This window comes from Chitinophaga parva, assembly GCF_003071345.1.
In the GTDB taxonomy this organism is placed as follows: Bacteria; Bacteroidota; Bacteroidia; order Chitinophagales; family Chitinophagaceae; genus Chitinophaga; species Chitinophaga parva.
Genome location: NZ_QCYK01000001.1, coordinates 1,826,680 through 1,841,211, shown reverse-complemented (window position 1 = coordinate 1,841,211; position 14,532 = coordinate 1,826,680). Strand labels below are relative to the sequence as shown.

Sequence of the window (14,532 nt, the reverse complement as noted above, 5' to 3'; positions counted from 1 at the left end):
GCTTCCTTAAATATTAAATGCTGTTTCGATGATCTCCTGTTGTTCACGGGTATGCACTTTGCCGTAACCGGTGGCCGTGGCGGCGCTGGGGTTGCGGCTGATCACGCCGTAATTGAGCTGCTTCAGGTTCATTTGCAGGAAAGAGGCAGCGCCCATGTTCAGCGGCTCTTCCTGTACCCAGAAGCAGGTGGCACCTTTATATTTCTGGTGGATGGCCTCCAGCTGTTTCACCGGCAGCGGGTACAGCTGCTCTACGCGCACAATAGCCACATCCTTACGGTTGTCCTTCGCCTGTTTTTCACTCAGGTCAAAATACATTTTACCGGTGCACAGCAGCACTTTCTTCACAGCGGCAGCATCGGTGATGAACGGATCGTCCAGTACTTCCCTGAAGCCACCGGTGGTAAACTCACTCATGGAAGAGTAAGCACCCACGTGGCGCAGGTTAGCCTTGGGCGAGAAATTCACCAGCGGTTTGCGGAACGGCCAGGTGAGCTGGCGGCGCAGCGCGTGGAAGAAGTTTGCAGCTGTAGTGATATTGGTAACAATGATATTGTCTTCGGCACAGCACTGCAGGAAGCGCTCGGGGCGGGCATTGGAGTGGTCCGGGCCACCGCCTTCGTAGCCGTGCGGCAGCAGCAGCACCAGGCCGTTCTGCGTGCCCCACTTGGTTTCTGCACTGGTAATATATTGGTCAATGATGGTCTGCGCACCGTTGGCAAAGTCGCCATACTGCGCTTCCCACAACACCAGGCTATTGGGCGTGGCCATGGCATAACCATACTCGTAACCCATTACACCAAATTCGCTGAGCAGGGAATTGTAGATCCGGAACTTGTTGGTGCCGTTGCCAATATTGCCCAGGCGGTTGTAAGTGGCGTTGGTGTTCTCATCAAACAATACGGCGTGGCGGTGGGAGAAAGTACCGCGCTTCACGTCTTCACCGCTCATGCGCACGTCCTTGCCTTCCGCCAGCAGGCTGGCGTAAGCCATCAGTTCACCGGTGGCCCAGTCTACCTTGCCTTCTGCTTCATATAATTTGATCTTGTCCTGGAGCAGCTTTTCTACTTTGCGCAGGGGCACAAAGTCGGAAGGCCAGCTCATTAACTGGGAGAATAATTTTTTGAATTCTTCTTCTTTGATGGCAGTGGCCGGGGAAGCGTCAAAATCACCGGGCTGGCTTTTGCGCAGGGCAGCCCACCATTGTTCCGGCTTTTGCGGGGTGTAGGGCAGCGGGTGCTGTTTCACTTCATCCAGGCGTGCCTGCAGGTCGGCCCAGAACTTCTGTTCCATTTCCTTGGCCAGGGCCTGTGCATCGGGCTCACCATTATTGAGCAGGTATTGCACGTACACCTCGCGGGGATTGGGATGTTTTTCAATGAGGGCGTACAGGCTGGGCTGGGTAAACTTGGGCTCATCGCCTTCGTTGTGGCCATGCTTGCGGTAGCACACCATATCTACAAACACATCGCTGTTAAATTCCTGGCGGAAGCGGGTGGCTATCTCAGATACTTTCACCACCGCTTCGGCGTCATCGCCATTCACATGAAATACCGGCGCCTGGATCATGGATGCCACGCTGGTACAGTAATCGGAAGAGCGAGCGTCGTCAAAATCAGTGGTGAAGCCGATCTGGTTATTGATCACCAGGTGCATGGTGCCACCGGTGTAATAACCTTTCAGGTTGGCCATCTGGGCTATTTCGTAGATGATGCCCTGCCCGGCCACGGCGGCGTCGCCATGGATGAGGATGGGCATTACCTTATCGTAATCGGAGTTGTAGATCACATCTGCCTTGCTGCGGGCAAAACCCAGTACCACGGGGTCTACCGCTTCCAGGTGGGAAGGGTTGGGGGCCAGCTGCAGGTTCACTTTTTTGCCACCGGGGGTGGTATGCTCCGCACGGAAGCCCAGGTGGTACTTCACGTCACCACTGCCCATGGTGCTGTCGGGGATCACCTTACCTTCAAACTCGGAGAAGATCTGCTCATAGGTTTTGCCCATGATATTTGCCAGCACATTAAGGCGGCCGCGGTGGGCCATCCCGATCACCACTTCCTGTACCCCGTCATCGCCGGCTACATTGATCATGGCATCGAGGGAAGGGATGGTGGATTCGCCACCTTCCAGGCCAAAGCGTTTCTGGCCGATATACTTGGTATGCAGGAATTTTTCAAAGATCACCCCCTGGTTCAGTTTCTGCAGGATACGGCGTTTTTGCTCCACGCTGGCGGGCTTTTGCATGGCCGTTTCAAAGGCCTGCTGCAGCCACTCCACTTTTTTGGCGTCATTAATATACGTGTACTCCATACCTACGGAGCCGGTGTAGATCTTTTTCAGGAAAGCCAGGATGTTTTCCAGGGACATTTTACCCAGGCCCAGTACCTGTGCGCTGTAGAACTCTGTTTTGAGATCGGCATCCGTAAGGCCGAAGAAAGAGATGTCCAGGTTAGCGTGGCGGTCTTTTCTTTCGCGGATGGGGTTGGTCTTGGCAACCAGGTGGCCCCGCTTGCGGTAAGCATGGATAAGGCGGTACACGCCCAGCTCTTTCACCAATTGTTCGTTGGACACCAGTGCCCCGTTGCTGCTGGCAGCGCCAGGCCCTGCTTTACCGTTTACCTGTGATACTGCGAAATCAAACCCCTCGAAAAATTTAACCCATTCAGGATCCACCGACGCCGGGTTCTTGGTAAAATCCTGGTATAACGATTCAATGTAAGCAGGATGTGAGTTAGTGACAAATGAAAAATCCTTCATTTCCAACGTGTTTTTCTTGATCTACGGTTCTAAAGCTAAGCGTGAAATGCCCCGTAATAATAGTGTACGGGATGCAAATATCCGCTCTTTTTTGTGATATTCTGTCAAAAAAAATGCTGCAATTTTGCATTATTTATTTTAAAATATGAATAGCCTTTCCCTCGTGCCGACCGGCCATGAACGGGCAATTTTCGGTTAAAATCGGGCAAGGCAGTTTGGGAAATTTAACTTAATTTTGTGCCTGGCCCCGGCTGGCAAAATCGGGGTTTCCAAGGTAGCCGGCCAGGATTTTTTGAGAAAAGATTTTTTTGAACCGGGAAAAGGATTACCTTTGCCGTCCCATAACAAGAATACAAAACTAATGGCAAACCATAAAGCAACAAAAAAGGACGTACGTCAGAGCAGAAAGCGTAATGAGCGTAACCGTTACTACGGTAAGACGACGCGTAATGCCATCCGTGATTTGAAAGCAATTACCGACAAAGCTGAAGCAGGTAAAGAACTGCCGGAAGTGATCGCTATGATCGACAAACTGGCCAAACGCAATGTTATTCACAAGAACAAAGCATCTAACCTGAAGAGCAAACTGGCTAAAAAAGTAAACGCTTTAGCTTAAGTTCCTTAAACGGTATAAACCATACTACAGCTCCTTCTGGAAACGGAAGGGGCTTTTTTTGTGCTGCGCAAACCGCTATCTTCGACCCTTCTATTTGCTCATCAACCAAAAACCTGTATAACATTACCATGCGCAAACGCTACCCTGCACGCCTCCTTGGCACCATTGCCCTGGCTGCACTGCTGGCCCTCGGCCACAGCCACCAGGCAAAGGCACAAGACCTGATCACCGTATTTGAAAAGACCAAAGGCGAAGCTACCGTGACCTATGCCCAGTGCATTGCTTACTACCAAACCCTGGTAAAACGCTTCCCCACCAAAATGAAGCTGCTCACCATGGGCGAAACAGACGCCGGCCTTCCCCTCCACCTCCTGGTGTATAGCAACGACGGCGACTTCAACTTTACCAGCCTCCACAAAAAGAACCGGCGCATTATCCTTATCAATAACGGCATCCACCCCGGCGAACCGGACGGGATAGACGCCAGCATGCTGCTGCTCCGCGACATAGCCCAGGGTAAGAAAACCCTCCCTGCCAATGTAACGCTCGCCGTCATCCCCATCTACAACATCGGTGGCGCCCTGAACCGCAGCACCGATTTCCGGGTAGACCAGAACGGCCCTGCCGCCTTTGGCAGCCGGGGCAATGGCCAGAACCTGGACCTGAACCGGGATTTCATCAAGTCCGATTCAAAGAACGCCCTGGCCTTCCAGCAGATCTACCAGCTCACAGACCCGGACGTGTTTGTAGACAACCACGTGAGCAACGGGGCCGATTACCAGCACATCATGACCCTGCTCACCACCCAGCCGGACAAGCTGGGCGGCGTCATGGGCGATTTTATCCGCAACCGGTTTGAGCCCGGCCTCTTTACCCAGATGAAGGAAAAAGGCTATGACCTGGTACCTTACGTAAACCATACCGGCGACCTGCCAGACAGTGGCTGGGTGGCCTACCAGGACAGTCCCCGCTATTCCAGCGGCTACACCACCCTGTTCCACACCTTTGGCTTTGTGCCGGAAACCCACATGCTTAAGTCGTACGACCTGCGTGTGAAGGCCACCTATGCGCTCATGGAATGCTTCATCAGCTTCACCAGCCAGCATAGCGATGAAATAGCGCGCCTGCGCGCCCAGACCAAAAAAGAAGTGCTCACCCAAACTTCTTTCCCCCTGGAATGGACCGTGGACAAGCAGCGCGATACGCTTATCCCCTTCAAAGGCTTCCAGGCAGGATATAAGCCCAGCGCCATTTCCGGCCTGCCCCGCCTCTGGTACGACCGCAGCCAGCCCTTTACCAGACCCGTGAAATTCTACAACCACTTTACACCCGGTAACTACGTGACCCGGCCCCAGGCTTACATCATCCCCCAGGGCTGGTGGAAAGTGATCCGTATCCTGCAGAACAACAACGTGCATATGCAGCGCCTGGCCCAGGATACCACGATAGCAGTGGAGGTATACCACATAGACCAGTATAAATCTCTGCCACGCCCCTACGAAGGCCACTTCCTGCACAGCGGCGTAAAAACCAGCACCAGCGTGCAAAAGATCGCCTTCCGCAAAGGCGATTACCTCATTCCCATGAACCAGGTGGCTAACCGCTACCTCATGGAAACACTGGAACCTGCCGCGGGAGATTCTTTCTTTGCATGGAACTTCTTTGATAGTGTGCTGGGGCAGAAAGAGGGGTATTCTGATTACGTGTTTGAAGATATTGCCGCAGATTACCTGAGCAAACACCCGGAGCTGCAGGATGCCCTGGCTAAGCAAAGGACCGCCGACACTGCATTTGCAAAAAGTGCGGATGCACAGTTGAATTTCGTGTACAAGCACTCCCCGTATGCAGAACCTGCATTCCTGCGTTACCCGGTGTTCCGGTTAATGGGGAAATAATTATGCAGATAACGATGCTATCTTTTTCGTGAGCAACGCCTTATCACCCGCCGCAGTGGCCAGTGATAAGGCTTTTTCCAAATGATGCCTTGCCTGCTGCACCTGCACGGTCATGTACAGCTCTCCCAGCAAACTGTGATACCCCAGGCTTCCTTCCAGCCCTAATTTCTCCGCTTCGGCAATGGCTGCTTCCGGCCCAGCCGTTTTAGACAAGGCATATGTCCTGTTCAAAGCCGCTATGGGAGAGTATTCCAGGATGAGCAGGCGGTTGTATAACTGCAACACGTTTTCCCATTTCTCCGTCGTATTGGCCTTAATGGTATGCCAGTAAGCAATGCCCGCTTCCAGGTGGTAGCGCGATAGTTCCGTGCCACGGGAGGCCCGCTCCATGAAATAATGGCCTTGCGCTATCAGCTTCATATCCCACAGGCTTTCATCCTGGTCGTCGTAGCGCACAGCGTGCCCCATGTCATCAAAGCGGGCATCAAAGCGGGAGGTCTGGAAGCTCATGAGGGCCAGCAAGGCATTCACCGGCGGCAGGTCTGTAGGCCCATGCTGCACCAGCAGGTGGGTGAGGCGCATGGCCTCTCCACAAAGATCGCGGCGGATAGCGCCATTCTGGTGGGCGGAGTAATAGCCTTTGTTAAACAACAGGTACAACGTAGTGAGCACCCGGGAAAGCCGTGCCGTGAGCAGCTCCGGGGGCGGGCATTCCATGCCTACATTTTCCGTGCGCAGCTTTTCCCTGGCGCGGAACAAACGTTTGTTGATCGTTTCCTTATTACTCAGGAAAGCATCCGCAATTTCTTCTATCCCAAAACCGCACAGTACCCGCAACGCCAGCCCCACCTGGGCTTCCGGCGGGATGCAGGGATGGCACACGGCAAACATCATCTGCAACTGGCTGTCTGCAATATTAGGCCCGGAAAGGTCTATTTCAAACACATCGCCCGCCTGCTGCTGGCGCAGGGCGGGACTGATCTTCTCGGCAAACAACCGGTTGCGGCGCAGGTAGTTCAGTGTCTTGTGCTTGGCCACCGTGTATAACCAGGCTGCCGGGTTTTCCGGTAAGCCTTGCTGGGGCCAGCTTTCAGAGGCCTGCAAAAAAGTATCGCTGGCTATGTCCTCTGCAATTTCCATGTGGGCCAGGCCAAAGCGCTTGCAGAGCACTGCCGTGATCTTGCTGTACTCCGTACGGAAAAGATGGGGAAGGAGGCTCTTGTTTTCCATAAATACCAAAAGCCCCTGTGGTGCTACCACAAAGGCTTTCATGGGTTTTAGAATGGTTTAGGAAACGGGCGAGAAGGCACGCACTTCCACGGTGCCGGCACCGCCCAGCAGCACGGGGCAACCGGATGCGATCTGGCAGGCCTCTTCATAACTTGCGGCCTTGATCACGGAATAACCCAGCACGGATTCCTTTACTTCCGTGTAAGGCCCGTCGGTGATCACACCCTGCGGGCGTACCACTTTGCCTTCCGGCGCCAGGCGGTTGCCTACGCTGGCCAGTTTGTTCTGTGCGGCAATACCGCCTATCCAGTCCATCCAGGACTTGGTGCGGGCCTGCATTACTTCGGGGGAAGCGGTGGCCAGGGCTGCCTGGTCTCCACGGTAGATCATGATGTACTCTTCCATTGCTTAATGTTTTTGGGTGATGGTATAAGCAAATGACAAACGGCATTTGCCAAATTGGACAAATGCCGTTAAAAATTTTTTTCTACGCCATCTTTTGCAACAGGATAAAGGCGTGTTGCTCCCCGTAATACTGATTGTAAAGTAAGACGTTTTCCAGTTTAGAAGGCCATGGCGTATCCGCCGGGAACCACTGCTGTGGCGCCTTTCCGGCCTTTATCATTTCCGCGCCCAGCCACATACCAAACGCATGCGCCGTTTCATACTCCCCGCTCAGCGGTTTAAAAGACACTTCCGGCACACCAGGCAGTGCTGCGCTTATCTGCTCATAAAAATGCTGGTAGTTGCTATCCCCGTTCCGGCCGCTGAGCAGCAGGTCTGGCTGCACCTGGTGCGTAGCCAGCAGCGTTTGCAATGCCCCTTCCAGCTTTGCCGCGCCGGGGCGGTTCAGCAGGCGTATGCCCGCAATCTTTGCATAGCTATTGGCCGCAGGCTGATCCCCTAATAAAAAGAAGGCGGCCCCCTCCCCTGCAATGGTACCGGGCGATACGTGTTGCAGCAGGTCTGCGCTGTGGATCTTCTCTTTCTTCCACCAGCCGCTGTGGCTTTTGATCTGGAACTGGTCCGCTGTTACTTCATCAAAACCACCCAGCAGCACCAGTTGTTTGCCTTCCGCCAGTTGCAGCATGGCATCCAGCAGGGCGCTTTCAAAAGACAGGCCGCGGTGTACAAACGTGTTGTTATAGCGGGTGTTTTGTTGCTGCAGGGCGATGAGCCCGTTCACCGCATTGAAGGTGGATTGTATGAACTGCGTTGGGTTCAGCGCGGTTTCCTGGTAGGTTACAATGTCTTTGATAAACTTTTCCATGTCCTGCAGGCTGCCCTTGCCGGTGCCGGTAATGATGGCATCGGGCTGTGGATGACCGGCATCTGCCAGGCATTGCACCGCCGTGGCCAGGCCCATTTTCAGCACCTTGCTCATGCGGCGCAGCGCATTGGGCGGAATGAGGCCCGCATAATCGGGTGGCAGCACCTGCAGCATATTGTCATCCGTGGTAACAAGGGGTGCGGAAAAGATGTCCGCCTTAAAGGTGTGTTGCGGAGAAATGGCGCACTGGTGCTGTATGTAACATGGAAAGTTCATGGCTTCTCCTTAAAATTTACTGATCACCAGCGATGCATTGTTCCCTCCAAAACCAAAGGAATTGGAGATCACGTTTTCTACCGGTGCGGTGCGTAGTTCCGTATTGGGAACAATGTCCAGCTCCTCCATTTTTTCAGAAAAATTGAGGTTGGGGAACAATACCTGCTGGCGAATGGCCAGCACGGAAAAAATGGCTTCCACGGCGCCGGCGGCGGCCAGGGTATGGCCGGTGAAGGGCTTGGTAGAACTGAAGGGCGGTACCGCCTGGCCAAAGAGGCGTTGCAGGGCCTTGCCTTCTGCGGCATCATTGGTGAGTGTGGCGGTGCCGTGCACATTGATATACTGCACCTGGTCCAGGCTTCTGCCGCTCATTTGCAGGGCGTCCCGCATGGCGGCAAAAGCGCCATCGCCCTCCGGTGAAGGCGCCGTGGCGTGGAAAGCCTCGTTGGTATTGGCGTAGCCCGTAAGCTCCGCCAGCACGTGGGCCTGGCGCTGCTGCACCAGTGCCTCGCTTTCCAGCACCAGGTAAGCTGCCCCTTCCCCCAGGTTCAGGCCATTGCGCTGCTGGTCAAAAGGGCGGCAGGGCTGCCGGTCCATATTTTTAAGGGAATTAAATCCGTTGATCGTAAAGCGGGTAAGGGCTTCTGTGCCCCCGCAGATGGCGCGGTCTAGCAGGCCCTGTTTGATCATGCGTGCGCCCAGCATCAGTGCATTGGCCGCAGAAGAGCAGGCAGTACTGATGGTGGTCACAAACTCATCGATGTGCACTGCGGCGGCTATGTGCTGGGTGCAATCCCCACAGTCCAGCAGGTCTGCACTGGCCACGTACTCCCCTTCCCGGGCAGGATCGGTGAGATCAAAGTACACGCGCTCTGTTTCCACCATACCCCCCACCGTGGTGGCGTTGATAAAGCCAGTGCGGGCGTTCTGCACATCCGGGCTGCCGGCGCTGCGCAGGGCTTCCTGCATGGCCACCAGGCCCAGTAAGGTGGTGCGGGTGTACCCGTCTGTACCAGGCAAACCGGCCATGGTGGCCAGCGCTGCGTCTGTATGCTTTACCTCGGCCACGGGCAGCACGTGCTGGTGCACGGTGTTCACATAATCGGTAAAGCCAAGCCCACTCCGGACATTCAGCAGGCGTTCCAGGTGCTGCTGCACATCATCGCCCATGGCGGTGATTATCCCCACTCCTGTGATCAGCACGCGTTGCCCCATAACGTTTAGGCGGGTTGTTTGGAAAGAATGAATTCAGCCATGGACTGTACGGATTGCAGGATCTTGCGGCCTTCGCGCGGATCTTCTACTTTAATGTGGTAGCTTCTTTCCAGCAGCACCATCAGTTCCAGGGAATCAATGCTGTCCAGGCCCAGTCCTTCACCGAAGAGCGCTGCCTGGTCGTCAATATCTGCCGGTTTGATGTCCTGTAGGTTCAGGGCCTCAATGATCTGTTCTTTCAGTTGCTGTTTTAATGCTTCTATTGTCATAATGTGCAGGTTTTTAGCGCTGTAGGTGACGCGGGCAAACCGTAGCCCTTGCTTGTATGAATTGGGTAAAAATAATGTTTTGTACGGACTAATTGATCCTCCTTTTCTCCGCCCACGCGGCAATACCCAATAGGGCGCCGGCAAAGGCCAGGAGCAGCCCCACCTGCTTCCACACGCTGCCCATGCCGCCGTGGCGCAGGTAAATATTATTGATGGCATCCAGCCCCCAGCTGAGGGGCGACAGGTGCCCGATGGTCTGCATGTGGCGGGGCATTACTTCCAGCGGGATCCAGATGCCGCCAATGGCAGACAGGATGACGATGGAAATGGCCCCGAAGTTCAGTGCCTGGTTCGGTGTTTTAAAAACCGTGCCGATCAGGATGCCATAGGCCGTGGCGGCCAGCCCTATACAGGTGGCTATTACAAACGTGGGCAGGTACAGGCTGCCCATTTCCAGCCGGGGCAGGCCCAGCAAAGGCAGCAGGTACACCCCTACCAGCATCATCAGGTAAAACTGCACTACGCAGATGGACACAAAGAACAACATCTTGCCCGCCAGGATGGCCAGGTAAGAACCAGGGATCAGTTTCATGCGCAGCAGGCTGCCATCTTCCCGCTCGCGGATCATATTACCCGCAATGGGGATCACGATGAAGAACATGGCAAAGATGCTCCACGCCGGCACATTGTGCTGCACGGAGTTGGAGATCACGTCCGGCCCGGCATCTGCCGCGGTGGTCTGCTCCTGCAGCCCGATGGCTTTCAGTTGTATGTTCAGTGAGTCCTGTTCCGGCGCTCCCTTGGCTTTGAGTTGCTGCTGGATGCGCTCTATCAGCAGGTCTGTTTCCACCTGGGTGAGGAAATTATCCAGGGCCTGGTGGATGGCGCTTTTAAAAGCTTTCTTGGCCGCGGGATCAAAGTAGATCACCACGTTCAGCGAATCATCATGCAGCTTTACCGGGGCCGTGACCGGCAGTCCCATGCGGCGGCTCAGGTCATTGGTGATCTTATTGGCATTGCTCACAATGGCGCCCGTGGCGCCGTGTGGAATAATGATGCTGATCTTATAATCACCTTTGTTCACCAGTTCCTTGGCCCGCTCCTGCGTAAGCGCCTGCCCGTCCAGGGTGTCTATCACGCGGAACTGGCCGCTGTGTGCCAGCCCTTCCCTGATGTAACGTGCCAGGCGCCCGTGATCATTGTCTACCGTAAGGATATCAAACTTCAGTTCCTGGTAGTCCTTGAACGGTGCATCCTGTATGAGCGCCATCACCGTGATCAGGATCACCGGCATGAGGAATAGCAGGCTAAGCCCCATCTTATCTCTGAACAGGAGCCGGTACTCTTTGCGGATGGTGGAGAAAAGTCTTAACATCTGTACAATGTACAACGTACAGTGTACAACGTACCTGCACGTGTAAGATTTATTGCGTTTGGTTCAAACAGCGGTACGTTGTACGTTGTACGCAGTACGCTGTACAATTTCTTAATCCCTCAGCGCGTGTCCTGTATAATGTAAGAACACATCTTCCAGGTGGCGGCAGCCGGGGTTGGCGCTGACCAGGGTTTGCGGGTTGCCCTGCAGCACTTGTTTGCCTTCATCCATGATCACCACTTCTTCGCAAAGATGCTGGGCTTCTTCCAGCAGGTGGGACGTATAGAGAATGCTCACGCCTTCCGCGCGGTTATAGTCTTTGAGGAATTGAAGGATCATGGTGCGGGACTGTACATCCACGCCGGCCGTAGGCTCATCCAGGATGAGGAGGCGGGGGCGGTGTAAAATAGCGGCGATGATATTGGTGCGGCGTTTCATGCCGCCGGAAAATTTGCCGGTTTCCTTGTGGGCGGCCTTTTCCAGGCCAAACTGCTCCAGCAGGGACAGGATCTGGCTTTTAAGGCCGGGGCCTTTGAAGCCATACAGGTTGCCAAAATATTCCAGGTTTTCATAGGCGGTGAGCTGCGGGAACAAGGCTATCTGCTGTGGCACTACGCCCAGTGCGGACTTGATCTTTTCCCGGTGCACGGCATCCTGGGTAAGGCCCATCACTTCCACGCTGCCACTGCCGGCTTTTACCAGCCCGCAGAGGATGGAAATAGTGGTGGTCTTGCCGGCACCATTGGGCCCCAGCAGGCCGGCTATCTTCCCTTCGTGAAAGCGGAAGGAAAGGCCGCGCAGCGTAGTTTCCAGGCTACCCGGGTAGGTTTTGTGCAGGTCCTGCACCGCTATACTGTACATGGTCACTTAAAATTTTACCTGGGCCAGTTTGCGGAACAGTACTTCTTCCGCGGCGGAACATTGTATCATCATTTCGCCCAGTTCCTGGTAAGAGCCGGTATCGCCCGCGCGGCTCTTGCACACGCGGCCCGCCTGGAAAGCGAAGTTGCGCCACAGGTCGCCCACGGACGTGAGCTCCGCGCCCAGCCTGGAAAGCTCCGGCTTATTCAGCTTCAGCGCGGCTTCCTGCAGGAAGGCGGCATACATGAAGCGGAAGCCGGCCCCACCGGTGCCTATTTCTTCCTGCATGCGGATCACATTGCCCAGGAACAACCCTGCCTTGCGCTCCCCCACTTTTTCCGGGTAGCGCTGTATGCGTTTGGCCAGGAAGCGCATGCCTTTTACGCCAAACAGGGGTACGGGAATTTTCAGCATATAATGGCAGGCCTGCTCAATGCCTTGTTTAATGGGCGTTTCCCAGGATACACTGTCCGGCATGGACACGGGGTAATACATTTTCCCCTTGGGCTCCGGGAAGCCTTTGGCAAAGCGGGCCTGGGCCAGGCTTTCCGGATCTATCTCGGTGGCAACGTCCATGATCGGGTCGCTCACCAGGTAGTTGCCTTCTTCACTCTTTCCATACACCACGAGGTTGTGCGCATTGAAATGAAAACGGTATGCGGGCGGAAAATAAGGCAGGTAGTATACGCTGGAAAGCAACCCCACGGGCGTACCCTGGGCTATTTTTTCATCCAGCGCCTCCATGGCCCTTTCCACGTTGCGGAAAGATTCCGATCTAACGGTAACGCCTAAACGCTGACTGGCTTTATTAAAAATGGCTCCCGGGAAAATACGGTAAGTAGTACCCGGTACGCCGTTCACTTTCACAAAAGGCAGGTGGCCAAAGAAGATGCCGGCCCCAATGCCAAACGCCATCGGCTCACTGATCTCCAGGCCATGATGACGGAACAGGCTGGACACCACGCCACTTTCACAGTGCGCGGACTGTGAATGCCGGAAATCGATATTACTCATAGTTGTAGTTGCGGACATCTGCTTAAATTGTCAGATTGTAGAATTGGTAAGTTGCCCGGACAATTTAACGTCCAAACTGCTTCAGCTCCTGCACACTGATCTTAAATACAGCGGCATATTTCTGCAGTAGTGTATCGGGTAAGGTTTTGAAAACGGAAGGTTTCAGGTGGCGTTTCACCTGCCACTGGAACTTGCCCACGTAGCCGGCCAGGATCTCGGGCGTCATCAGCTCCTTTTCCATGAAATAGGCAATGGGGCTCAGTTTCCCGTCCTTCACGGCCTGCAGGGTAGCTTCGGTTTTCTGGTGAATCTCATCCCAGGCCTGGGCCATGGCCACGTTCTCCGGTTCCCAGCCTATGCTGGATACCTGCACGTATTCCCCTTCCTTGTTCACGGCATAAAATAGCTGGCTGAATTTGCCTCCGGTGAGGCCGTTGCCATCCTGGGGTACTTCTTCCTGTTTCATGCTTGCTGTATTTTAACATTAATGGTTAAAGGGTAAAAGTTAACCGCCGTTTTGTTCCGGTTATACAGTGCCGGAAACACTACGATATACGATTAACAATCAGCCTTTAACCATCTAACAATTTGACGATCCATCACTCCCCTATACCACCGTAATATGCGCGTAGGCATACGTGAAGCGGGCACTTTCCGGCACCATCATTACAATGGTCTGGCCTTTTTTCAGGCGGCCGGTATTCAGCAGCTCTTCCAGCATCAGGTAGGGAGAGGCGGTGCCGATGTTGCCCACGTTCACCAGGTTGGTGAACCATTTTTCCTGCGGGATGGGAACACCCAGGCGCGCAATCTCTTCATCGATCTTGAAGCGGAAAAATTCGGAGGACAGGTGGGGCAAAAAGAAATCAATCTCATCAAGGTGGATGTTATGCTTTTCCACCATTTCTTTCCACATCTGTGAGCCTACCGGTACAATATTCTTGCCGAGCAGGCGGGTATCCTGTTTAAAGGAGAACACCGAGTGCTGCGCCCATTCTTCCGGTGTCATATCTATCCAGCCTTTCGTAGTGCCATCAGCATTCTTGATAGCGCCGGCATACATACAGGTTTCCAGTTCATTGGCGTAAGAGGCCAGCTCTACCCAGTTCACGCGGAGTGACAAGCCTTCTTCATTGGGCTTGTCCTGGAAAAGGGCTGCGGATGCGCCATCAGAGAGCATCCAGCGGAGGAAGTCCTTTTCAAAGGCAATGATAGGATTTTCATCCAGGCTCTTGAGGTTCTCCGCTTCCGGCTGGAATTTCTGTGCCAGCAGCCAGCTGGAAAATTTTTCAGACCCGGTGCTCACCGCGTTGGTGCTGTTGCCGGATTTGATAGACATGAAAGCATATTTGAAAGCCTGCATGCCGGCAGCGCAGGCGCCGGTAGCAGAGATCAGTTCTACAGGTTTGCATTCCAGCAGGCCGTGCACCATGGCGGCGTGGCCGGGCAGCAGCTGGTCCGGCGAGGTAGTGCCACAGGCCAGGAGCTGCATATTTTCGATCGGGAACTTTTCGTCAAACAGGCCGCGCACCGCGTTGGCCGTCATTTCTGCATTAGAGTGCGTGCTGGCTCCGCTGCCATTCCGGTCCAGGGAATAATAGCGGGTGGTGATCTTGTTGTTTCCGAGAATTTTAAGACGGGCGCGGGACGGCTTTCCATCCACCTTACCCAGTATGGTTTCCATTTCGTCGTTGCTCACAGGCTCATTTGGCAAAAACTTCGATAACCTCGTTATATAAACTTCTTTCATGAGA

General features: G+C 54.3%; 13 protein-coding genes. 2 read left to right on the top strand and 11 right to left on the bottom strand.

Annotated features, from left to right (window positions below):
• Positions 1–6 precede the first annotated feature (6 nt).
• A complete protein-coding gene (locus tag DCC81_RS07765) occupies positions 7–2,757 on the bottom strand; it encodes a 2-oxoglutarate dehydrogenase E1 component (protein WP_108685981.1) in 2,751 nt (916 codons plus the stop codon).
• A 361-nt stretch (positions 2,758–3,118) separates the two neighbouring features.
• Between DCC81_RS07765 and rpsT the strand changes: the two genes are divergently transcribed.
• A complete protein-coding gene (gene rpsT, locus DCC81_RS07760) occupies positions 3,119–3,373 on the top strand; it encodes a 30S ribosomal protein S20 (protein ID WP_108686511.1) in 255 nt (84 codons plus the stop codon).
• Positions 3,374–3,501: 128 nt separating this feature from the next.
• On the top strand, positions 3,502–5,268 hold the full coding sequence (locus DCC81_RS07755) for a M14 family zinc carboxypeptidase (protein WP_108685980.1): 1,767 nt from the start codon (positions 3,502–3,504) through the stop codon (positions 5,266–5,268).
• Here DCC81_RS07755 and DCC81_RS07750 read toward each other — a convergent pair whose 3' ends face one another.
• The 10 genes from DCC81_RS07750 to DCC81_RS07705 all read right to left on the bottom strand — a co-directional run bounded on the left by DCC81_RS07750 (position 5,269) and on the right by DCC81_RS07705 (position 14,528).
• Positions 5,269–6,540: an RNA polymerase sigma factor gene (locus tag DCC81_RS07750; RefSeq protein WP_240612927.1), complete on the bottom strand. Its 1,272-nt coding sequence runs from the start codon at positions 6,538–6,540 to the stop codon at positions 5,269–5,271. It abuts the gene before it with no gap.
• A 15-nt stretch (positions 6,541–6,555) separates the two neighbouring features.
• Positions 6,556–6,903: a YciI family protein gene (locus tag DCC81_RS07745; protein ID WP_108685979.1), complete on the bottom strand. Its 348-nt coding sequence runs from the start codon at positions 6,901–6,903 to the stop codon at positions 6,556–6,558.
• A gap of 82 nt (positions 6,904–6,985) precedes the next feature.
• Positions 6,986–8,044 carry a beta-ketoacyl synthase chain length factor gene (locus DCC81_RS07740; protein ID WP_108685978.1) on the bottom strand — a complete coding sequence of 353 codons (1,059 nt, stop codon included), beginning with the start codon at positions 8,042–8,044 and terminating at the stop codon, positions 6,986–6,988.
• A 9-nt stretch (positions 8,045–8,053) separates the two neighbouring features.
• Positions 8,054–9,259, bottom strand: a complete 1,206-nt coding sequence (locus DCC81_RS07735; RefSeq protein WP_108685977.1) for a beta-ketoacyl-[acyl-carrier-protein] synthase family protein — start codon at positions 9,257–9,259, stop codon at positions 8,054–8,056.
• A 5-nt stretch (positions 9,260–9,264) separates the two neighbouring features.
• On the bottom strand, positions 9,265–9,528 hold the full coding sequence (locus DCC81_RS07730) for a phosphopantetheine-binding protein (RefSeq protein WP_205686267.1): 264 nt from the start codon (positions 9,526–9,528) through the stop codon (positions 9,265–9,267).
• A gap of 88 nt (positions 9,529–9,616) precedes the next feature.
• Complete coding sequence (locus tag DCC81_RS07725) at positions 9,617–10,903, bottom strand: ABC transporter permease (RefSeq protein WP_108685976.1); 1,287 nt, start codon at positions 10,901–10,903, stop codon at positions 9,617–9,619.
• A gap of 111 nt (positions 10,904–11,014) precedes the next feature.
• The gene (locus DCC81_RS07720) at positions 11,015–11,764 is read right to left on the bottom strand and encodes an ABC transporter ATP-binding protein (RefSeq protein WP_240612926.1); all 750 of its coding nucleotides are present in this window, start codon (positions 11,762–11,764) and stop codon (positions 11,015–11,017) included.
• Positions 11,765–11,770: 6 nt separating this feature from the next.
• Complete coding sequence (locus tag DCC81_RS07715; RefSeq protein WP_165806479.1) at positions 11,771–12,778, bottom strand: BtrH N-terminal domain-containing protein; 1,008 nt, start codon at positions 12,776–12,778, stop codon at positions 11,771–11,773.
• Between the two features lie 64 nt (positions 12,779–12,842).
• Positions 12,843–13,244 carry a hypothetical protein gene (locus DCC81_RS07710; protein ID WP_108685974.1) on the bottom strand — a complete coding sequence of 134 codons (402 nt, stop codon included), beginning with the start codon at positions 13,242–13,244 and terminating at the stop codon, positions 12,843–12,845.
• Between the two features lie 141 nt (positions 13,245–13,385).
• Positions 13,386–14,528: a beta-ketoacyl-ACP synthase III gene (locus DCC81_RS07705; RefSeq protein ID WP_108685973.1), complete on the bottom strand. Its 1,143-nt coding sequence runs from the start codon at positions 14,526–14,528 to the stop codon at positions 13,386–13,388.
• Positions 14,529–14,532: the final 4 nt, after the last annotated feature.